The sequence below is a fragment of the Psychrobacter sp. GW64-MNA-CIBAN-0177 genome (assembly GCF_040309585.1).
GTDB lineage: Bacteria > Pseudomonadota > Gammaproteobacteria > Pseudomonadales > Moraxellaceae > Psychrobacter > Psychrobacter okhotskensis.
In genome coordinates this window covers 1-22,692 of record NZ_JBEOOY010000016.1, presented here as the reverse complement: position 1 = coordinate 22,692, position 22,692 = coordinate 1, and the positions used below count along the sequence as shown (strand labels likewise).

Here is a 22,692-nt window from a genome sequence, read left to right as displayed (position 1 = left end):
CTACTGATTAGATCCGTATTTTTCATACGAGATAACTAAAACTTATAGCCTAATAATAGCAAAGTTTATGAAATAGAAATCAGCTTTATTACATTATAATTGGAGTCAATTTAGTGAAATAATACGTTTTTATAGATATAATTAGATTATTTCACTAATGAGTAATTATGCCATGCCTAACAGTCGCCCTGAAAGCGCTATGTTGACTGATATTGATGAGACCGATAGGCGCTTATTATGCTTATTGCAGACTGAAGCGCGGATGAGCATTACCGAGCTTGCAGAACGGGTCAATTTATCCGCAACCCCTTGTGCACGCCGTATCAAGCGCTTAGAAGACACTGGCGTCATCACCGGCTATCATACCCAAATCGACGCGCAAAAGCTGGGTTACCCGCTCGCGGTATTCATCGCGGTCAGTATGGATCGTCATACGGCTGAACGCTTCAAAGAATTCGAATGCAAAGTTCAGAGTTTTGATGAAGTCATCAGTTGTAGCATCGTCACTGGACGTACAGAAGACTATTTGATCAAAGTGCGGGTACGCGATATGGCGCATTACGAAGAGTTTTTATTACACAGGCTCAATCGTATCGAAGGCGTCGCTCAAGTGCATACCAGTTTTGAGTTACGAGAAGTATTTAGTCGCAGCGTTATTTAACGGATCATTCGCGATTGGCGGCGAAAAAAGTAAATTAAAATCAGCCCAATGACCAAGCCTATAGCCGCTACTAGCAAGCCCGCGTTAAAGTTATCGTCCTGCCCCGCCAGCGCCACTGTGACTAATGGGCCAATAAACTGCCCTAGCGCATAGGCCAATGTCGCCAGACCCATCAATAAGTTTGAGTAGGCAGGGTTGATGTTTTTCATCAACGTGAGTGTCATCGATACCATACCGACGAAGGTTAAGCCTAGAATAATAGCATTGCCATATAGACCGACACTGCCTTCAACCCATATGGGCAGACACATTCCTAGCACTTGCAACAACGTTAAGCCCATCAAGGTTTTGGTTTCACCAATGCGCTTGGCAAGCGCACCCCAGAGGGGGTTTGACAACATCGCAAAAATACCAACGACTAGCCAAATCAGTAGTCCAGCATAGGTTTGTGTCGTTAAGCGCTGCGCTGCCATAACGGGCAAAAATGTCGCAGACGTAATATAACCAAAGCCTGCTAGCAAATAGCTGGCGGACAATAACACAATCGACTTGGTATGACCGGCTGAGGCTTCATACAACGACCGTTTAAAATTGACATAAGTCTGCAATATTGATGAGCGTTGATAATCACGCGGTAATTCGGTTGAGTGCGAAGGGCTTGGTCTTATAGCAAATAATAGCCATAACAACGGTAAACTGCTGATACCAGCGCTTAGCCAAATGACATCGAAATGATAGCCTAGCGTCAAAAGCCATAAAGTAAGGATAGCGGAGGCACTAATCCCCACCCCAATACCAGCATAATGTAAGGCTGAGAGTACAGAGCGGCGCGCGTGACTAAAGCGTTGGATGACTAATGATGAACTCAGAATCATCGCCACGCCGCTTGCGATACCAGAGAGCAGACGAATGACATACCATGTATTTAGCGACATCTCTGGCACCATGAGCAGCATCGTCGTGACAATGCTGACCATCGTCCAGAGTATCAACATCAGCCATGTCAAGCGCTGAGGCACAAACATGGCGATGAGCGCACCGATGAAATAGCCAATATAATTGATTGACGCCAGCCAGCCAGCAATGCTCGTCGAGAGTGACAGTTGCACCATGATATCGGGCAAGGTCGCAGTGAACAAAAAGCGTCCATAACCCATCACCACTGCCAAGCAGTAAAGACCGATGCACGCGATGGCGGTTTCATTGGTAATAGTTGATAGCGCACGGCTTTTGAAAGCAGTCATCATGACAGAGCCAGCTTGTGGCGGTTAGCACACAATCCATTGTATTAATTAGCACACAATCCATTGTATTAAACAGTGTGAATGATTCAAAAGCAGTGTCTGATCAATAATCAATAATCAATAACACGATTGAAACTTAAGACACTTGCAGTGTGGTTGAGGTGTTCGACTGACCCTCTGTCTGTCCTAGCATTTGTACCCGCTTATCACTAAACATATCCATATCAGGCGCCAGCGTGCGCATAAAACGGTCAAAATAGAGCATCTGCTTGGTTAATAAGGCAAAATCACGCGGGAAATGAATACCGTGACGCTTACCGACATCTACAATCTCTAGCATCATTTGATTCAATTCATCGGCCTGCTCTTTACTATTGAAAGGCACACCGCTGGTAAAGGCTTTGTCTTCTGCCATAATGGTCTTCATCATACGCTGCAAGTCATTACCCAGTGCCACCACATCGACCTGATTGCCGCCATGGGTCATCTCCATATCAATCATATGGCGTGCCATCGCTTGGTAGTCGTTGTCCTGCATCGCTTGCATCATACCCATACAGGCGCGCCAACTCTCCGCTTTTAATTTCCCAACGATACCAAAATCCAAAAAGCCAATACGACCATCGGTTAGCAGCATCAAATTACCCGCATGCAAATCAGCGTGAAAGCTATTGCATAACATTAGACTGGCAAACCAAGTATTCAAGGTATCTGCCATTACTTGTGCCGGATCAGCACAATATTGACGCATTACCGACTCATCGACCATGGAGACGCCGTATAAGCGGCTCATGGTTAGCACGCGCTTGGTCGTCAGCGCCTCATAGACCGCTGGCGCCACCACGCGGGTATTTCCTGATACTGCTAAGAACTGCTGAAAATCACGGATGTTTTGCGCCTCAGCGATAAAGTCCGTCTCAGCCAGCATACGCAAACGAATTTCATCAATAATGGGTGCAATACTGGCAAACTTCATCGATGGCATGAGTAGCTCAACTAACTTAGTGACGCCATGCAATACACCCAAATCTGTCTGCATGATGGTCTCAACGCCCGGCTTTTGCACCTTTAATACTACCTCATCGCCATTATGCAAACGAGCGGCATGAACTTGAGCGATGGAGGCTGAGGCTAATGGTTCTGGGTCGATATGAGCAAACTTATCATCCAGCGTCATGCCATCAACAGCTAGCTCTTCATTCAATACGTTTTCGATATAGGCGTAGGATAAAGGCGTGGTTTGATCCAAACAGCTCTGAAATGCTTTGACATAGTCACGTGGAAACAATGACGGCGTACTAGCGATAAATTGGCCGATTTTAATATAGGTCGTGCCCAACTGCTCAAAGGTTTCTTTTAGCAGCATGGCATCTGGCTTCTCGCCTTTAGCCACTCTGAGTGCAGACAGACCAGCGACACTCGCTGTCTGGCGAACACGATTAACGACATTAAACGTATGTTTTAATAAATGCGGACGATGAATTTTCATAAGAAACAACTATGGTAATAAAAGAAATATTTGGGAACAGATGATTGCAAAAGCTCAATATTGAGCCATTGCTAATGACTGGCGCATACGGGACATTGTGAATCTTGACGATAGCCCATCAGCCGTTGCTGCATTTGACTACCATCCCATATCAGCAGCTTGTTTGTCAGTGGATTTTTGGTTAATCCCAGATATTGCAAGGCAGCATTGGCTTGCAAATTTCCCATGATGGCCGTGGTACTGGCTAGTACCCCTGAATTGGCACAAGTACGCTCATCAGCTACTGCATCGCCAGCCTCGGCATCAACTATCACTGAACCAAACACGCAATGATAGCAACCAGTATGTAAATGTGGCTCATACAATGCCAGTTGCCCTTGCATGGCAATCGCCGAGGCAGATAATAACGGAATTTGATAGCGGACGCTGACACGATTGATAATATCACGGGTGGCAAAATTATCAGTACAATCTAACAGCAGATCAGGCTTACCGACTGCCATATCGAGCAGCTCATAAGCATTGTCTTCGCTCAATCGTGCAACCGTACCACGCGCCCTAATTAAAGGATTGATGCATGTTAACATCTGAGCAGCTGTTAACGCCTTAGGCTTGCCAATATCGTCCGGTAAAAACAACGTCTGACGCTGTAGATTACTGGCTTCAATCTCATCATCATCTATCAGATGAAGGTGCCCAAGTCCTGCACGTACTAGCGTCTCAGAAGCCGGACAACCCAGCCCGCCTGCACCAATCATAACGACGCGCGATGCTTTTAAGCGTAATTGAGCATCGATATCCCAGCCATCGAGTAGTATCTGCCGCGCATAACGCAGCAGCTCTTCATCTACTAGCTGCCCTGTTTCTTTTGAGTGCGCCATACCTTCCACCACAATTTGTCATCAACATTTATTATTAAGACTTATGCTTAAAAGACAATTATTACAACTGAGCTAGTGTCACGCGATCATTGCCACCAAAGTCTTGCACAGTACTTACCGACTCAAAACCATTATCCATAAATAGCTGACGAACTGCTGCACCTTGATCAAAGCCATGTTCAATCGCCAGTAGCCCACCTTTGAGTAAATATTGTGGTGCTTGCTGAACGATATATTCTATATCGGCAAGACCATGATTGGAAGCACTTAACGCACTAATCGGCTCGGCAATCAACCTTGCTAAATGCTCGTCTTCTTCATCGATATAAGGCGGATTAGAGACAATCACATCGAATAATTGCTCGTCTTGAGTGGGCAGCTCGTCATACCAGCTGCTTTGTAAAAACTCAATATTGCTGACATCATTAATAGCTGCATTGTGCTTAGCAATTTTCAATGCTTCTTGCGATAAATCAACCGCGACCGTTTGCCAATGAGCAGACTTTAACTCATGCGCCAAACTAATGGCGATACAGCCTGAGCCAGTACCTAAGTCTAGTAGCCGCTTTGGTTTATTATTACCGACGCTTTTTGGCTGAGACTGTATCCAATTTAAAACTTGCTCAACCAAAACCTCAGTATCAGGTCGAGGAATTAAAGTATGCTCATTAACGGTAAAATTAAGCGACCAAAATTCCTGACGACCCGTCAGATAAGCCAACGGTGTGCCCTGCTTCATTTTAGCTACGCCCGCATTGAATTGCTCAAGCTCACTGTCAGACAATTGATAATCTTCATCAGTGATTAAAAATATGGCAGGCTTGTTAATGACATGCAACAACCAATCCGTTAGCCAAAATGACGGCAACGGATTATTTGCATCGCCATTCGTCAGTTGCTGAATATTATGCTTTATTTGACGAATGGTCGACGCTGTCATAGAACACTCTTAAAATTACTAGTTAATGAATAATACCGTTAAACTGATGATAATTTACTACCTTAGTTACTCTGAGGCACGCGGTGGTTCCTTGGTATCTGTCAAACTAGGGTTTACCTTGCTTAATGAGGACTTACCACCACTATTGCTATCGCCACCATCGCCATCGCCATAAATATCATCGTTATCACCAATAACAATATGCTTATCGACAAAGTAAATCAGTGCCAAAATCGGAATACCAATCGCAAAGGTAAACATAAAAAAGAAGGGGTAACTGGTACTATCAACGATAGCGCCAGAGTATCCGCCTATTACTTTTGGGAGTAGCACCATGAGCGATGAAAATATCGAATACTGTACTGCTGTAAAACGAATAGAAGTAAGCGCTGACAAAAAAGCAATAAATACCGCACTAGCAAGACCAGCAGCGAGGTTATCTAAAATCACTGCTAGATACATATAAGGCAAGCTACCGGGATGATAAGTCAGCAGTATAAAAAGTAAATTGGTCACGCAAGCAAGGATGGCGCCAACCATCATCGCCCGCATGATACGCATTTTTTGTGCCAATATACCGCCCAAAAAACCACCAGCAATAGCCATGACCACACCAACGAGCTTGACTGCATTGGCGATGTCCACTTTGGTAAATTGCATGTCTTGATAGAATACGTTTGAGATAACCCCTGCGACGATATCAGAGATGCGATAAAGTCCAATCAATGCTAACAATAATAAGGCTTTCATGCCATAGCGACGAAAGAAATCCACTATAGGCTCAATCCAAGTGGTATAAGCAAACTCCTGCTTTACTAGCTTGGCTTTGACCAAGCAGTAGCCGATGAATAAGGCTGCTGCTAGACTCATAAGCATGCGTATGACTTGTACTAAAAATTTTGAAAATACATCTTCAGTCTCAGGTAATATTAACCCTGCGTTGGCAAAAACAAACACAAACCCTACTATGGATATAGCAAAGACAAGTACCAAACGCATATAATCAGACGTTTTACGTTCGACGACTACTTTCTGGCTTATGGGCTCATGTATTATCAAGGTCGTAATAATACCAACACCCATGACACCTGCCATAATCCAGTAAGTATTACGCCACGCCTCATAACTGTACAGTGCCTCGGTCGAACCAAAATAATCTGCTAAATATAACGCCCCTGCTCCTGCGACTATCATGCCGATACGATAGCCTGTCACGTACATGGCAGACAGTACCGCTTGCAGATTTGGCGGAGCCAGCTCAATCCGATAAGCATCAATGACGATATCTTGTGTCGCTGATGAGAACCCTAACAACACCGCACCTACTGCCATCAATACTAAGCTACCCTCAACAGCAGGGTTGACGTTTGCCATCATGCAAATCGCTATGATAATCAAAATCTGCGACACTAAAATCCAGCTTCGACGGCGACCCAACCATTTGGTCAAAAAAGGCACAGGCAAAGCATCAATCAATGGCGCCCAAATAAACTTAAAAGCATAGCCTAATGCTGCCCAACTAAACATAGTAACGACAGTACGGTCAATACCTGCTTCACGCAGCCACAATGACAGACTAGAGAAAATAAGTAAGATAGGTATGCCAGCGACAAAGCCCAAAAACAGCATGATAATCGCTCGACGATCAAGATAAGCTTTTAAGGTTTCACTTAGTGATTTTTTGGCGACTGGAGGATTAGGGGGAATAGATTGGACAGCAGACATAATAGCTCACCGAAACTTGAGACAAAAAACACAACTACGCACAATTTTTATCAATCATTTATAGCAAAAACCCGCTATCAGCTGTCGCTAACAAGGATTGATAAAAATTGCTCAGCGTTGCACAAAACGAGCATTACCACAAAATTCAATTATGGTACTTGAGAACGCTTACCTTGACTAGATATTTTTGCATTAACTTATCATAGACAGCACTTCGTCAAAAATGCTATTTCACAGTCGCCACATGGAATGTGATAGTCTGCAATGAAGGGTAAATTTATCCTGATTTTTTCTTATGCTTCTTATGATGTTAAAAATAAGTAAATAAGTAAGTCGTTAACTATTAACCTATTTGTATATAAAAAGAATGAAATCAACGCGAGTGGCGTTATTGATAAGGGGGAATGGCGTTTACAGCATATTGAGTAGGACAAAAAATTAAAACCGCTTATGATTGGTTATTTAAAACTTATGATTCTTATATATCAGTTTTATAAATACATGGTACTTAGTTATGCTTCACGTATAGGCATACATATATCAGCAAGCTTCACTACTAATAAACGTCACTTCTAAAAATTACCATAGCTAGCTATTTTTCCTTTCTCTCACTACCGCCCAGGAGTTATTCAATGTCCAACTCGACCCCCAGCTCAGCTGACAAAAATGCGACCCCAGACGCTGCACGTTGCCCTATCGATCATGAAAGCAATAACAATAATGGTGCCGCCACTAACACAACTTATGACCAAGGTGATGATAAAGGTCCGACGATTCATAGTGAAAACGTAGACCATACGCATGCGCCGCAGCGCCCTAGTATGGGCGGCTGTCCTGTCATGCATCAAGCACACACTACTGCTGCTTCTACAGCAACTGATTGGTGGCCGAACAGCTTGAACTTGGACATCTTACATCAGCAAGATCAAAAGACTAATCCCATGGGTGCGGACTTTGACTATGCTGAGGCCTTTAAGCAGCTCGACCTAGAAGCCGTCAAACAAGATTTGAAAAACTTAATGACTGAATCACAAGAATGGTGGCCAGCAGATTGGGGGCATTATGGTGGTTTGATGATTCGTATGGCATGGCATTCGGCTGGTACGTATCGTAGTGCTGATGGCCGCGGCGGCTCCAACACTGGTAATCAACGCTTTGCGCCATTGAACAGCTGGCCTGACAACGTCAACTTAGACAAAGCGCGTCGCTTACTATGGCCTATCAAGAAAAAATACGGCAATAAACTGTCTTGGGCTGACTTAATGATTTTGGCAGGCAACATGGCCTATGAGTCAATGGGCTTTAAAACCCTAGGTTTCGCTGGTGGTCGTGCTGACATCTGGCATCCAGAAAAAGATATCTACTGGGGCTCTGAGCGTGAATGGCTCGCCGCTACAGAAAACCGTTACGATAGCGATGAAGATCGTGCGTCACTCGAAAACCCGTTAGCAGCGGTACAAATGGGCTTGATTTATGTCAACCCTGAAGGGGTCGATGGCAACCCTGACCCGCTCAAAACAGCGCAAGATATGCGTACGACCTTTGCTCGTATGTCGATGAACGATGAAGAAACCGTGGCGTTGACCGCTGGTGGTCATACCGTTGGTAAATGTCATGGTAATGGTGATGCGACGATATTAGAAGATGAGCCAGAAGCAGCTGATGTCGCCGAACAAGGCTTAGGCTGGCGCAATCCTAAAGGTAGTGGCAATGCAGGCGATACGGTATCGAGCGGTATCGAAGGTGCATGGACGACCAATCCTACCCAATGGGATTACAATTATTTTGAGTTACTCTTAGGTTATAACTGGGAGCTAACCAAAAGCCCAGCAGGCGCTTGGCAATGGGAGCCTACCGATATTCGTGAAGAAGATCGCCCATTAGATGCGCATGACTCAAGCGTACGCCGCAACCCAATCATGACCGATGCCGATATGGCGCTAAAAAAAGACCCTATCTATCGTGAAATTTCAGAGAAATTCCATCAAGATCCAGAGTACTTCGATGAGGTCTTTGCCAAAGCGTGGTTCAAACTAACGCATCGTGATTTAGGTCCAAAAGCTCGCTACTTAGGCGCAGACGTGCCAAGCGAGGACTTCATATGGCAGGATATCGTTCCTAAAGGCAATACTGACTTAACCGCTGATGATATTGCAGCTTTAAAATCGCAAATATTAGACAGTGACTTGAGCCGCCGAGAGTTGATTATCACTGCTTGGGATAGCGCCCGAACCTTCCGTGCCTCAGACTATCGCGGCGGTGCCAATGGTGCGCGTATTCGCCTTGCCCCGCAAAAAGACTGGGCAGGCAATGAGCCTGAGCAATTGCAACGTGTGCTCGAGACGTTAACCAGCATCCAGTCTGGCTTTGATAAAGACGTTAGCTTGGCAGACCTTATTGTGTTGAGTGGTAACGCCGCTCTTGAACAGGCAGCTAATGATGCCGGCGTAGACATTACAGTACCGTTTAACCCAGGTCGCGGTGATGCTGACGCATCAATGACCGATGCGGAATCTTTTGCAGATTTGGAGCCCTTACACGACGGCTATCGTAATTGGGTTCAAGGCGACTACGCGGTATCACCTGAAGAGATGCTGCTGGATCGCACTCAGTTGATGGGCTTAACTGCTCCTGAGATGGTGGTATTGATTGGTGGTATGCGCGTTCTCGATACCAACCATGGTCAGAGTCAACATGGCGTCTTTACTGAGCGTGCTGGCGTGCTTACCAATGACTTCTTCGTTAATCTGACGGATATGAATAACACTTGGCATCCTATCAAAACCAGCGACGATGCTCGTAACACCTCTAACCTTTATGAAGTACGCGAACGTGGCACTGGAAAAACGAAATGGCAAGCGAGCCGTGTGGACTTAGTGTTTGGCTCCAACTCTATACTACGCGCTTATGCTGAGCTATACGCGCAGGATGACAATTTAGAGAAGTTCGTTCATGACTTCGTCGGCGCTTGGAGTAAAGTAATGAACGCCGATCGTTTTGATATCGCTGACTAACCTTCTGTGCTCAGTTTGACATGTTCACTAAGGTTTGCCTTAATAATTAAATCCAAACTTTACAAACAGCTATCTTTTAGAAGGTAGCTGTTTTTTTTGAATAATGCACTTTTATTGAAATTTCAAAACTCGCTAGCAATTAGATTACAATTTCTATATTCCCAATTATTATTAATTGATAGCTATTTATTATATACAAGAATAATAGATTTGATTTACACTGGTCGCTTACGGCATATTCGTAGGTTTTTACTTTTATATACAGACAGGGTTTGTATATTTATACAATAGGATTCAGTTATGGCAATCGACGTAGTGGTCAATCAGCGGCACTTGCAAATTCAGCTCAAGCAGTTGGAGACGGTGTGGCATACGGTGATTAATGGCTATAACTTAAGCCAAGCGGCGACAGTACTGCACACCAGTCAATCAAGCTTATCCAAGCATATCGCAGCGCTTGAAAACCAACTAAAAACTGAAGTATTCGTGCGTCAAGGCAAGCGTTTGACCGGTCTGACGACCATGGGCACAGCGCTCATGCCGCATATCGAGTCTATCTTTGCTGAAATCCGTACGATTGAGAATCTAAGCCTCGACTTTAACAACCCCAATGTCGGTACCTTAACCATTGCCACTACTCATACGCAGGCACGTTATGTATTGCCGCAAGTGGTCAAAGAATTTAAAGAACGTTTTCCTAAAGTGAATTTAATCTTGCAACAGGCTGATCCTGAGACCATCGCCCAGATGGTGATACGCGGGCAAGCTGACATCGGTATTGCAACCGAGTCGTTGCTCCATAATAACTATCTGCGCTGTTATCGCTATTATGACTGGACGCATCGCGTTATTGTGCCAAGCGATCATGAGCTTGCCAGTCACGAGTCTATTGATTTGCCGACCCTCGCCAGCTATCCAATTGTTACCTATCATGGTGGTTTTACCGGACGCGGTGCGATTGATAAAACCTTTACGGATGCAGGTCTTGAGCCAGATATTGTTTTAGCAGCGCTCGATGCTGATGTAATTAGCACTTATGTTGGTCTTGGTTTAGGCATTGGTATTATAGCCGAGATGGCTTTTGAGCCAAGCCATTATCAGAACTTAACGGCGATTCCGGTGGATCATTTCGGGCGCTTTACCAGTTGGATGGCGGTACGGGATGATGCAGAAATCCGCCAATACGGGCGCGCTTTTATGGAATTATGCCAAAAGCAATTTAATCCAGAATAGGCTATCTGCTTAATCATTGTTTTTACCCTCGCTGTAAACATTTTAATAAATATCAGACAGTACAGACTGACGGCATCGTTATCAATAGATAGCGATGCCGTTAATTTTTATGCCTAAAAAGACGTGCCTTCAATAAGAACCAACACGACTAAATGGACTAAAAGCGGCTAAATATTCTAATCTGTACACGCTATTAGATTATTAAGATTTGTTATCGTTCTAACTTTTGACCTTGATATTGCCCGCAACTGCCCCATCATAATAACTATTAAACAGGTAGCACATCGCAACCTTACACCACTAGCAACGATGAACTGGCCTTGTTGTACTTTCAATATTGTTTCGACATGAAAAGCCACTATTTATTTAGAGTTTGTTGAACATTCACAACTTGTTGCACATTCACAAATAAGCACTGCTGCCGTTTATCCTTACCACCCTCAAATACAAATATAATAATGTCGTTAAAAAGCGGCGTTAGAAACACAGGTGATCTATGAGTAACACAATTCCTTTATCCTTTTTAGACTTAGCCCCCGTTCCTGAAGGTCATACCATTGCTGAAGGTATCGCCCAGACGGTTGAGACCGCACAGCTTGCAGAAAAAGTCGGCTTAAACCGTTATTGGATGGCAGAACATCACAATATGCCCGGTATTGCGAGTGCAGCAACCTCGGTGCTGCTAGCGCATATTGGTAGTCAAACCAAGCGAATACGTATTGGCGCAGGCGGCGTGATGCTTCCTAACCATGCACCGCTCGTGATCGCTGAGCAATTCGGCACATTACAAGCGTTATATGGCGACCGTATTGACTTAGGCTTAGGCCGCGCTCCTGGTACAGATGGGGCGACTTTTCAGGCGCTACGTCGGCAGATGAGCGACGCTGAACGCTTCCCGCAAGACGTGCAAGAATTAATGTACTTCTTAGGAAATTCAACTGACAACAGTCCTGTGCAAGCATTCCCTGGCGCCAAATCAAACATTCCTATCTGGATACTCGGATCTTCACTTTTTGGAGCGACCTTGGCCGCACATTTAGGACTGCCTTACGTGTTCGCCTCGCATTTTGCGCCGCAAATGCTCAGTCAAGCTATCACAACTTACCGCGAGCAGTTCAAGCCGTCAGCCTATTTAGACAAGCCTTATGTGATGGTGGCAGCGAACTTACTACTGGCTGATGACGATGCAACTGCCCATTATCACTTTACCTCAGCACAGCAGAGCTTTGTGCGTTTACGCCGAGGTGAAACAGGGCAAATGCCAAAACCAACCCACGATATGGATAGTATTTGGAGTCAAGCAGAGAAGATGATGGTAGACAACGCGCTATCGATCTCGTTCATCGGCTCTGTTGAAACGGTCAAGCCCAAACTGGCTAATTTTCTGGCCCAATATGAGCCAGATGAGTTGATTGTAACGGCCAACGTTCATAATCAAGCAGCGCGTTTGCGTTCACTTGAACTTACACCTGAGCTAAACTTGTTTACTTTACAATCGGCAGCGGCACTTGCATAATTATTGATAACTTTTAATGAGATTATGGTCATGGAACCCTCTGCTTTTATTGGTTCATCAATATTTTTGTACATCGCAGCATTTATCGCCGTTATGGTTGTTGGTGGATATTTAACGTATCGTACCAGCCCAAAACGCAAACAGCGCCGTGAAGATAAGCGCGATAGAGATAACTAAGGCTAATGTCAAAAGCCCTCTTTTCTTATTTGAAAAGAGGGCTTTTTTATTGCTAATAAATATATAGCGCTTTTACGAAAGATGACTTCATTTTAAAAATGGTGATAAACATGCGATAAATTACCTTTAAACAAGAAAAATAGTGTAGATACTATTGAAATATCAACCAGCTATTTGACGCCGTTTAGCAACGTTTAATCGTTTTTATCACATTTAAATGACTATAAATTGAAGCGAAGACACACCCTGATTGGTCTATTATAAAACGTATCACCAATCAACTGATGAGCCGAGGTTCTGTTTTGCAGCTTGCTTAGCGACATATAAAGCGACTGCCGCATCGAAACTAGCCGCGCCCACCGATTTAAATAACGTGATGCCTTTTTTAGACTGAGTCGTCTCTTCTTTTAGCTCGCTCGTTACCAGCGCTTGCAAATTGCCACTAAGGTCATCCCAAGTCCATACGCAATCAGAAGCAGCATGCGCTTGAATCAAATCGCCAGCCTCATGGCGACTGCCGGCCAAGTCATCAACGACAACCATACTGCTGCCAGCTATGACATCATTGCTGATTTCTTTCATTGAAGGTTGATAAGCACCAACCGCGTTGATATGCGCATCAGATTTTATTTGATCGATACTAAATAAACCTTCGGTTGCACGGGTCGCTACGTTAATGATATCCGCATGACAGACAGCCTCACTGATTTCGTTGCAAACCTGAATGTCAACATCCCACTGCGCATAATCACGAGCAAATTTTATCTTAAATTGCTCGGCTCCTTCGTGGTTTCTGTTCCATAAATAGACCGTTTTAATATCGGGGCGCACTGTCAGTACGGCATGCAGTTGCTCGTAAGCCATGCCGCCGCAGCCAACGACAGCTACACTTTGGCAGTCAGACTTTGTCATATACTTAGTAGCGATACCTGATAAGGCGGCCGTGCGCACCTGCGTGATATAGATACCATCCATAATCGCTAATATTTCACCCGTATCATTATTAGAGACGGTAATAATAGCGGTGGTCGTTGGCATATCACGACTAGGGTTATCAGGGCAAATTGTGACGAGCTTGACAGCGGTATACTCTTTTTCACCATCATAAATCGTGGCTGGCATCGATAAATGCGAGCCTGAACTGTGAAGCTTATCTTCACTAAACGTCTCGATAACCAAACGTTCAGGTGCTTTAACCCAATTAGGGTGTGCTGCTTGCTGAGTTAACAAGGTTTCAATCGCTTCAATCGCAGCTTGCATATTAAGATGTTCGGTCACGACCGCTTGATTTAATAATTGCATTAACATAGCTCCTGTTTATATTTTATTATTGAACTGCTCTCTTATCTTATCATGCTAAAACAACCACTACATCCACCCTAAAGCACGTAACATCGCCGCACCAATCGCCATGCCAAACATGCCTACGACGGTGGTAAACGCTAAGATATTGGCGGCTAATACATCATTGCCACCCATGGCTTTTGCCATCACGTAGCTGGCGGCCGCTGTAGGTGAGGCGGCCATCAAAAACAGCACGCCCATATGAACGCCCGTTAGCTCGAAGCTCAATCCTACTGCGATAGCGATTATTGGCGCGATGACGATACGGCCAATACTGGCTTGCATGGATAATCCTGAAGGATGTAGCATCGACTTTAAGTCAATACTGGCGCCTGCACAAATCAGTGCTAATGGTAATGCTACGGCCGCTAGTAAGTCGCCAGTCGTATGAATCACACCTGTTATCGGTGGTAGCGGCAACGCCTTATAAGCAAAGGCAGCTAGTAAAGCGATGATTAATGGATTGGTAAAGAGTTTTTTGATGATCATGGTGCTACGACTAACCCACGTATCGTCCACGCTTTTCGACACGCGACTGAGGGTAATCACAGCTAAAATATTAAATAATATCGTCACCACACCCATATATACCGCACCAATACTTAAACCGCGCTCTCCGTAGGCATTGGCAACTGTCGCCAGTCCAATAATGGCCATATTGCTACGAAATATACCTTGTACAAACACTCCTTGATCTACGGGACGACTGACAAAATGCTTGGCGTAAATCTCTGCCCCAATAAATAGAATAAAAGTCACTAAAATACCAGCAACTATCAGGGTAATTTGCTTGCCATAATCCACATTACTATCGACGACACTGAAGAAAAGCAAACAAGGCAGACAGTAATTAAAGACGAAGTTTGAAGATTGATCGATAAAGCTCTGGCTTGCCTCGCCGCGTATTTGCATAAAAAACCCCAACCCCATTAACACAAGGTTGGGCAGTACAATAGTAATCGCAAAAACAATGGCTTCGATCATAGATAAGCTCGGATCAGCAATATGCTCAAAGCTATGTTGTCAAAGCCATGAGCATATACTTGTTATAGGTCGGATTAAATAATGGAAGATTAAATGTTATAGAGTGCTACATTATAGAATGAGATATTACAGTGTAGTGCATATCTATTTATGATCTGGTTTTTTGACCCATTTACCGTCAGCACTTTTTTCGTAGACATTCTCAACGGCAGACCATGCGGTCGCAAACCAACGTGACTCCTCATCATACTGTTTACTCGCACTATTAAACGCCGCACGAAAGATTTCTTGTGCGTGTTTGGGTAAGTTGTCTTTTACCGCATCCGGTAAGTCTGATAATTTATCATAAGGCATAAAAGCATTCCTTGTCTGTAATCGACTATCGACATCATCTTTAATCATTCTATTCTACCTATTATTTGTTCTCAAAACAGAATAGAGCCATATTATGCTGTTTTTAAATTGTTAAGAATATTGTTAGGCGCTTTACCATAAAAAGAGCCCATAACTAAACAACGTTATGAGCTCTTTTTATCATTCTTTATTCATTGTTCTTTTTTTAGTGATGTTTTACGACAAATTTAAAGCTGCTGCGACTTTTTTCTGCTTCTTGACGGTCATGGCTAATAATTGAATGGCGGCAGGCGTGACTCCACTCACGCGCCCAGCTTGGGCAAGTGTAGCAGGACGGACTTGCGTGAGCTTCTGCACAATCTCATTTGATAGCCCTGACACGATGCTATAATCAAAATCAACAGGTAGCGCGGTGTTCTCCAAGCGCTTCATTTGATCAATCTCTTCTTGCTGACGATCAATGTAGCCGGCGTACTTGACAGAAATTTCAATCTGCTCACCCACCTGTGCATCGACTTGCGAATCAGTAATCGAAGCGATATCGGCAAAGTGGATTTGCGGACGTTTGAGCAGATCAAAAGCAGTTGCTTCTTTGCTAAGTACTTCGCCTGTTTGCTCAGTGACTTTTTGCCCTAGAGCATTGGCAGGGGTTGCCCACATATCTTTTAGGCGAGCAGACTCAGTAGCGATAGATTCCATTTTCTGCTCGTAAGCCTGCCAGCGCTCATCATCAACCAAGCCAAGCTTACGGCCCGTCTCAGTCAAGCGTTGATCAGCATTGTCTTCACGCAAGAGCAAACGATATTCTGCACGGCTAGTAAACATACGATACGGCTCAGTTGTGCCATGAGTGATAAGATCGTCGACAAGCACACCAAGATAAGCTTCATCACGGCGCGGTGTCCACGTTTCAAACTCGCTATTATTGCTAGTGACGAGTGCAGCATTCGTTCCTGCTAGCAAACCCTGCACGCCTGCTTCTTCGTAACCCGTCGTACCGTTGATTTGACCTGCGAAGTACAAACGATCAATAGATTTGGTCTCAAGCGTTGGCTTGAGGTTTTGTGGATCAAAATAATCGTATTCAATCGCATAACCGGGACGGGTAATGTGCGCGTTCTCTAACCCTTTCATACTATGAATAAAGTCTAATTGCACATCAAATGGTAAGCTGGTCGAGATGCCGTTTGGATACAGCTCATGCGTCGTCAGACCTTCTGGCTCAATAAAGATTTGATGACTGTCTTTATCAGCAAAGCGGTGAATCTTATCTTCAATCGATGGGCAATAACGTGGACCCACGCCTTCGATTTTGCCAGAGAACATCGGTGAGCGATCTAAATTCTCACGGATAATGTCATGGGTACGCGCATTGGTATGGGTGATATAGCAGTTGACCTGCTCAGGATGCATCGACACATCACCCATATAACTCATCACTGGCAATGGCGTATCGCCTGGCTGTACGGTCATCACACTAAAGTCAACGCTACGTGCATCGATACGTGCGGGTGTGCCAGTCTTTAAACGTCCAACTGGCAGCTTAAGCTCACGCAAACGGTCAGCCAACTTGATCGAAGGTTGATCCCCTGCGCGTCCGCCTTTTGAGTTCTCAAGACCAATGTGAATGACACCGCCCAAGAAGGTTCCTGAAGTCAGTACCACAGTTTCGGTATTAAAGATAATGCCAGTCGAGGTGACAACCGCCGTCGCGCGACCATTTTCTACCAAAATATCATCAGCACCTTGTTGGAATAAATCAAGATTAGGCTGGTTTTCTAGCGTTTCACGGATGGCGGCTTTGTACAAAATGCGATCTGCTTGCGCACGGGTCGCGCGCACGGCAGCGCCTTTACGACTGTTCAATACACGAAACTGAATACCTGCTTTGTCCGTCGCCAATGCCATGGCACCGCCCAACGCATCAATCTCACGTACCAAGTGTGATTTACCGATACCACCAATCGCTGGATTACAGCTCATCTGCCCCAGCGTCTCAATATTATGCGTCAACAGCAAGGTCTGCGCGCCCATACGTGCGGCCGCCAGAGCAGCTTCAGTACCGGCGTGACCGCCACCGATAACTACCACGTCGTAATGTTTTGGATATTGCATGCATGCCTCGCTTGACAGATAACGTCAATATAAATAGAGAAAAATAGTCACCAATTATAGCAATTTTTAGTCGGTATTCATATTATTACCAGGACTCAGCGGTACAATGCGATCTGCGTGACCACTACCTAGCATATGCTGACTACCATAACCCTCTGGATTAATCTGCAAGTAGGCATTCATCTGCCCAATCGCATCACCGTCATCACTGGCTAAGATCTGACCTTTAATCAGTTCAACGGGTGGCAGTGGTAAGTTTTTGAGTAATGCCAAGCGCTGATCGTTATCACCCCTATTGACAACCAATTCAATTAGCTGACGCGCATCAATCGGCAAATCTGGCGTATTTTGTGCCATTAATGCTAGGTGATAAGCACCAGCCGTGTCTTGATCCGCAACGACACGCTGCTCAATGGCTACATAAGTCGCTTCAGTTGCACCGCCTGCCACACTGAGCTGATGGATACATTTAAGTGCTGAATTCGGCTCATTGCCCGCAATATCAATAATACGCGTAGATTCATTTTTTAGGTGTTCACGGCGCTTCTCGATAGCCGCTTGCTTGATCACTTCTTGTTGCTTATTTTTTTGATCATTTTCTTGATCAGCAACTTGTGGTTCAGTAAGTTCATTATTATTTAATTGATTATTCATAAGTCTCTCTTATTATATAAACTGGATTTATCTTGAACACTATATGGGGTTAAAACCTATAAAAACAATCAATTGCACAGACAATAAAAAACCCGAATAACCATTTCAATCTATTAAGAAAGGTCATTCGGGTTCACTGTGCTTTGATATCACGCTTTGCGTTTAGACATTAAGTTAGTCTAATCATGCGAGTAAATATTAAGCAGCAGGGCTGTTTGCTTCAACCAACGGCTTAAGCTCACCTGATTGATACATTTGTAAAATGATGTCAGAACCGCCCATCAACTCGCCATCAATCCATAATTGTGGAAACGTTGGCCAGTTGGCAATTTTTGGTAATGTTGCACGGATTTCTGGGTTTTCTAAAATATTGACAAAGGCAAATGGACGACCGATTTGGGTAAGTACCTCAATCGATTTAGCAGAAAAACCACACTGTGGAAACTGCGGTGTCCCTTTCATATAAAGAATGACTTTATTGTCTTTAATTTGATCACGGATCAGTTGTTCAACATCGTTTGCAGCGGTATTTGGGGTTTGCTCACTCATAAAAGCTCCTATTGATAAAGCGGTTCATTGAAATGGTTATTTATATGACAAAATAGTACTATGAAGATATGGTTGATACATGGGGCGATTGACACGGTATTACAAGCAAAATCTATATACTGGTCCAGCCAATCGTTATTTGGCTTCGACGACATTAGGCACTAATAATACCACGGCATTGGCCATAATGCCCTCTTGCCGACCGGTAAAACCTAGTTTTTCAGTCGTTGTGGCTTTGACACTGACATGTCCAATATCAGTTTGTAAGTCACTGGCGATATTCTCGCGCATGGCTTGATTGTGTGGAGCCAGTTTGGGGCGCTCACACATCACCGTAATATCAGCATTACCAAGCATATATCCTGCCGCTTGCACCTTGCTATAGACGTAGCGTAGCAATACTCGCGAGTCCAAGCCAGCATGCGCCGCATCAGTATCCGGAAAATGCTGCCCAATATCACCAAGCGCTAATGCCCCAAGTAAGGCATCAGCAAGTGCGTGTAATACCACATCGCCATCAGAGTGCGCCAGTAGACTATGGCTATGCTCAATAGGCACACCCGCTAAGATGACATATTGCTGCTGCTGACCATTATTATGAAAAGCATGCACATCAATACCTTGACCAATCTTTATCATTATTATTCCAAATTAATTAGGCGTGATTAAAATAATTGACAATCATTATCTAAATTTTCAAAGCTATTTTCTGACAGTCAGGCCGCATAGCTCGCCACCAGTTTTAAATTAACTGGTATAATGTGACGCTTATTTTATCATAATACCCCGTCCAAGAGATAAGTCTAAACGATGAGATGACCCTGTCAACTTACTAAGCCTATTAAAGGCGTTGTAGTAAGGTCAGTGGTATTTCAAACTTTATGTCAAATTTGGACAAGGTATAAAAAGTTGAGCCGTTCTATGTCAGTCATGCCAAATACTTCAAGCATATCCGTTTCTGATTCTTTTAGTGCCCAGCGCCCTTTGACGCTTGCCGATATTGACAATCCTAGCAGCAAACATGTGATTGTCGGTATGTCAGGCGGGGTCGATTCTTCCGTGTCTGCCGTTTTGCTACAGCAAGCAGGCTTTAAGGTGGAAGGTCTATTCATGAAGAACTGGGAAGAAGATGACGGCACCGAATACTGCACAGCGATGGATGACTTAGCCGATGCGCAAGCCGTTTGTGACAAGATAGGCATCAAGCTACACACCGCCAATTTTGCCATGGAATATTGGGATCGAGTATTTGAGCACTTCTTAGCGGAATACAAAGCAGGACGTACACCCAATCCTGACATTTTATGCAATAAAGAGATTAAATTTAAGGCGTTTTTAGACTACGCACTCACTCTAGGTGCTGATTATATCGCTACCGGTCATTATACGCGCCGTAGTGTGAATTACAAAAATGACAATGGTATGGAAGTCGCGCAGCTATTACGTGGTCTTGATAACAATAAAGACCAAAGTTACTTTTTACATGCCGTTGGCGGCGACAAAATTGCCAAAACCCTGTTCCCAGTCGGTGAGCTTGAAAAACCGGTCGTGCGTCAAATCGCGGAAGAGCACGACTTAATTACAGCTCATAAAAAAGACTCAACGGGCATTTGCTTTATTGGTGAGCGCCGCTTTAAAGACTTTTTACAGCAGTACTTGCCTGCCCAAAAAGGCGATATCGTCACTGACGATGGCCACATTATCGGCTCCCATGATGGACTTATGTATTATACCTTAGGTCAGCGCGGTGGCATCGGTATTGGTGGCGTCAAAGATCGCCCTGAAGAACCTTGGTTTGTACTCGCAAAAGACTTAGACAAAAACCGCTTAATCGTCGGTCAAGGTCACGAGCATCCAATGATGCTAAGTAACGAGCTACAAGCTTATAAGCTCGATTGGGTCGATGGTCTGCCGCCTGCTGATATCTTTACCCAAGATGGCTTACGCTGTATGGCAAAGTCTCGCTATCGTCAGCCTGACCAAGCTTGTCGCGTGTTTGCAATGAAAGATGACGGTAGTGAAATACGAGTGGTATTTGATGAGCCACAGCGTGCCGTCACTCCTGGCCAATCAGCGGTATTTTATATTGATGAGGTTTGTCTAGGCGGTGGTGTAATTGCTTCTATTGATGCGCCACTTTCTACCCTTAATTAATACTAGGCCGTGTCCTCAATCCAAGCGATTGTATCTAAATGGGCTGAAAATGGCTAAATTTTTGCCAAACATCGTTAAGTAGCTGATTAATATCTCGATATTATTTGCGCTATTTTCCTCGTTTGACTGCAATTTATCTCATTTTTATGACCATTTTTAAAATGAGAACACGCTCTAAAAACATTTATATAACAAATCTTACATAAACACACTTACCGCTAATCTAAGTAATACTACCCTTTAGTCAGTTTTTGCGCGGTAACTCTATGAAATTGTGCTATAAATAGATATGGCGACATATACTCTCATCTGTCGTATTTACAATAGTGCGTCTAATTTACTTCAGGATATTTCATGAGCTATCGTTTTTCCTCAATCTTTGATTCTGCAAAGACTTTGAATATGCCTATGAAGTATCCTATCGCCTTTATTATTGTGATAGGTTCTTGTCAAGCATACGCAGCACCGCAAGATATGGGCACTATTACTGTAACCAGCCGTAGTCTATCAAACGGTACAGCTTCTGGCACTTATATAGCTGCTGGCTCAGGTGCAACTGGTAGTTTTACGCTCACACGTATTAACAATAATACTCGCGGTTATCTAAGTAATGTTGAGATAAAGCCTACAGGTCTTCCAGCTACAGGGACCAATGGTATAGAGATTAGCAACCTTGCAGATACTAATGTCAGCAATGATAAATTTACTTATACCTTTACCATTACTCCTAATGACAACACGGCTATCCATACTATTAAGATTGGTCAAGCCAGCTACACGACCAGCGGTAACTCAGAGGTTGCGCAACATACTTTAAATTTTACTAAAAGCACTTTAAACAGTCGAGCGGTTCAAGCAAGTGTTAGAACAAACCCAAGTGTTCCCTATTACTATGAAGCCATGGGGGATTATTTTATGGGTAAAAGAGATCCAGCTAACACTAATAACTTTATTTATAACGACCCACAACCTCATTTCAATTACGCGAAAATAGTGGCAATAAGCTATATTTTTATCGTTTTGACTTTCTTAACGGTACCAATCAGGGCGGTAATGTATATAGACCTAGCACTACGGGTGGAGAAGTCAGTGTTCGAAGCGGTGCCACTGGCTTTTTACCGCCGACGCCAACCTTTTCAAACATTATAAAATCGACTTCAACCAGCCCTAATAATCAGACTACCTACCCTCCTTTAACATCAAATATTGCCGATGGTGGTAAATATATCAGCTATGGTATTGAAAACAGTGCCAGTAACTACGTAGTGGCAGTAAGAAATGCGAGCACTGTTACCTTAACTTATGAAGGTATCATGAATGGTAGTAACGGCTTGACAGGAGAGACGGTTGGTGAGACGTATAACGAATGGATCAGCTTTGGAGTAGAGAGCGAGCCCTTAAATTATATATTTTCTGGTACGGTATTTAATGATAACGGTGGTATCAGCGATAGCGCTGCTGACCCAGACAAGGTAGGCGCTCCTTATAGCAGTAATAGTAATTATTTTAATGGTACATTCGATAGCAATGAAGCAGGTGTTTTAGTTAAAACAGGGAGCGTCGCTAGTAGAGTTCGGCTAGTGAGACCATCCCAAATTCTGTGTAACTGCCATTTAGATTAAATGCTTACTAATACGATCATCAAACATAATCATAAA

The 22,692-nt window shown here is 43.9% G+C and carries 20 protein-coding genes; 8 read left to right on the top strand and 12 right to left on the bottom strand.

The window, feature by feature from the left end; all coding sequences use genetic code 11:
* Positions 1-157 precede the first annotated feature (157 nt).
* Positions 158-661, top strand: coding sequence for an Lrp/AsnC family transcriptional regulator (locus AAEY79_RS10320; protein WP_352288254.1), 504 nt, complete (start codon positions 158-160; stop codon positions 659-661).
* On the opposite strand, the gene AAEY79_RS10315 is transcribed toward AAEY79_RS10320, so the two are convergent.
* The 5 genes from AAEY79_RS10315 to AAEY79_RS10295 all read right to left on the bottom strand — a co-directional run bounded on the left by AAEY79_RS10315 (position 658) and on the right by AAEY79_RS10295 (position 6,940).
* Positions 658-1,908 carry a YbfB/YjiJ family MFS transporter gene (locus AAEY79_RS10315; protein ID WP_352288251.1) on the bottom strand — a complete coding sequence of 417 codons (1,251 nt, stop codon included), beginning with the start codon at positions 1,906-1,908 and terminating at the stop codon, positions 658-660. The genes AAEY79_RS10320 and AAEY79_RS10315 overlap by 4 nt on opposite strands.
* A gap of 133 nt (positions 1,909-2,041) precedes the next feature.
* Positions 2,042-3,394, bottom strand: a complete 1,353-nt coding sequence (locus tag AAEY79_RS10310) for an AarF/ABC1/UbiB kinase family protein (RefSeq protein ID WP_352288248.1) — start codon at positions 3,392-3,394, stop codon at positions 2,042-2,044.
* 71 nt (positions 3,395-3,465) lie between these two features.
* Positions 3,466-4,275: a HesA/MoeB/ThiF family protein gene (locus AAEY79_RS10305; RefSeq protein WP_101211972.1), complete on the bottom strand. Its 810-nt coding sequence runs from the start codon at positions 4,273-4,275 to the stop codon at positions 3,466-3,468.
* Positions 4,276-4,336: 61 nt separating this feature from the next.
* Positions 4,337-5,215, bottom strand: coding sequence for a peptide chain release factor N(5)-glutamine methyltransferase (prmC, locus tag AAEY79_RS10300; RefSeq protein WP_101211973.1), 879 nt, complete (start codon positions 5,213-5,215; stop codon positions 4,337-4,339).
* Positions 5,216-5,281: 66 nt separating this feature from the next.
* On the bottom strand, positions 5,282-6,940 hold the full coding sequence (locus AAEY79_RS10295; RefSeq protein WP_101211974.1) for an AmpG family muropeptide MFS transporter: 1,659 nt from the start codon (positions 6,938-6,940) through the stop codon (positions 5,282-5,284).
* Between the two features lie 821 nt (positions 6,941-7,761).
* On the opposite strand from AAEY79_RS10295, the gene katG reads away from it, so the two are divergent.
* The 4 genes from katG (at position 7,762) to AAEY79_RS10275 (ending at position 12,880) form a co-directional block, all read left to right on the top strand.
* Positions 7,762-9,954: a catalase/peroxidase HPI gene (gene katG / locus AAEY79_RS10290; protein ID WP_350588355.1), complete on the top strand. Its 2,193-nt coding sequence runs from the start codon at positions 7,762-7,764 to the stop codon at positions 9,952-9,954.
* Between the two features lie 300 nt (positions 9,955-10,254).
* Entirely contained in the window at positions 10,255-11,187 is a 933-nt protein-coding gene (locus tag AAEY79_RS10285; RefSeq protein WP_025652792.1) for a LysR substrate-binding domain-containing protein, read from the top strand.
* Between the two features lie 496 nt (positions 11,188-11,683).
* The gene (locus AAEY79_RS10280) at positions 11,684-12,703 is read left to right on the top strand and encodes an LLM class flavin-dependent oxidoreductase (protein ID WP_025652793.1); all 1,020 of its coding nucleotides are present in this window, start codon (positions 11,684-11,686) and stop codon (positions 12,701-12,703) included.
* Positions 12,704-12,733: 30 nt separating this feature from the next.
* Complete coding sequence (locus AAEY79_RS10275) at positions 12,734-12,880, top strand: hypothetical protein (protein ID WP_156915630.1); 147 nt, start codon at positions 12,734-12,736, stop codon at positions 12,878-12,880.
* Positions 12,881-13,150: 270 nt separating this feature from the next.
* Here the strand turns inward: AAEY79_RS10275 and AAEY79_RS10270 are convergent, their stop codons facing one another.
* The 7 genes from AAEY79_RS10270 to ispF all read right to left on the bottom strand — a co-directional run bounded on the left by AAEY79_RS10270 (position 13,151) and on the right by ispF (position 19,519).
* The gene (locus AAEY79_RS10270) at positions 13,151-14,182 is read right to left on the bottom strand and encodes an ornithine cyclodeaminase family protein (protein WP_025652794.1); all 1,032 of its coding nucleotides are present in this window, start codon (positions 14,180-14,182) and stop codon (positions 13,151-13,153) included.
* 66 nt (positions 14,183-14,248) lie between these two features.
* Positions 14,249-15,208, bottom strand: coding sequence for an AEC family transporter (locus AAEY79_RS10265; RefSeq protein ID WP_352288243.1), 960 nt, complete (start codon positions 15,206-15,208; stop codon positions 14,249-14,251).
* 144 nt (positions 15,209-15,352) lie between these two features.
* Positions 15,353-15,562: a ChaB family protein gene (locus tag AAEY79_RS10260; protein WP_025653313.1), complete on the bottom strand. Its 210-nt coding sequence runs from the start codon at positions 15,560-15,562 to the stop codon at positions 15,353-15,355.
* Between the two features lie 216 nt (positions 15,563-15,778).
* Positions 15,779-17,677 (bottom strand): tRNA uridine-5-carboxymethylaminomethyl(34) synthesis enzyme MnmG, encoded by a 1,899-nt coding sequence (gene mnmG, locus AAEY79_RS10255; protein ID WP_025653312.1) that lies wholly within the window; start codon positions 17,675-17,677, stop codon positions 15,779-15,781.
* A gap of 66 nt (positions 17,678-17,743) precedes the next feature.
* A complete protein-coding gene (locus AAEY79_RS10250; RefSeq protein ID WP_025653311.1) occupies positions 17,744-18,331 on the bottom strand; it encodes a hypothetical protein in 588 nt (195 codons plus the stop codon).
* Between the two features lie 198 nt (positions 18,332-18,529).
* On the bottom strand, positions 18,530-18,880 hold the full coding sequence (gene grxD, locus AAEY79_RS10245) for a Grx4 family monothiol glutaredoxin (RefSeq protein ID WP_025653310.1): 351 nt from the start codon (positions 18,878-18,880) through the stop codon (positions 18,530-18,532).
* A gap of 135 nt (positions 18,881-19,015) precedes the next feature.
* A complete protein-coding gene (ispF, locus tag AAEY79_RS10240; RefSeq protein ID WP_201566763.1) occupies positions 19,016-19,519 on the bottom strand; it encodes a 2-C-methyl-D-erythritol 2,4-cyclodiphosphate synthase in 504 nt (167 codons plus the stop codon).
* 291 nt (positions 19,520-19,810) lie between these two features.
* Between ispF and mnmA the strand changes: the two genes are divergently transcribed.
* The 3 genes from mnmA (at position 19,811) to AAEY79_RS10225 (ending at position 22,656) form a co-directional block, all read left to right on the top strand.
* Positions 19,811-21,034: a tRNA 2-thiouridine(34) synthase MnmA gene (gene mnmA, locus AAEY79_RS10235; RefSeq protein ID WP_407074193.1), complete on the top strand. Its 1,224-nt coding sequence runs from the start codon at positions 19,811-19,813 to the stop codon at positions 21,032-21,034.
* Positions 21,035-21,388: 354 nt separating this feature from the next.
* A complete protein-coding gene (locus tag AAEY79_RS10230) occupies positions 21,389-22,183 on the top strand; it encodes a hypothetical protein (RefSeq protein WP_201577679.1) in 795 nt (264 codons plus the stop codon).
* Positions 22,184-22,347: 164 nt separating this feature from the next.
* Entirely contained in the window at positions 22,348-22,656 is a 309-nt protein-coding gene (locus AAEY79_RS10225) for a hypothetical protein (protein WP_352288240.1), read from the top strand.
* Positions 22,657-22,692 lie beyond the last annotated feature (36 nt).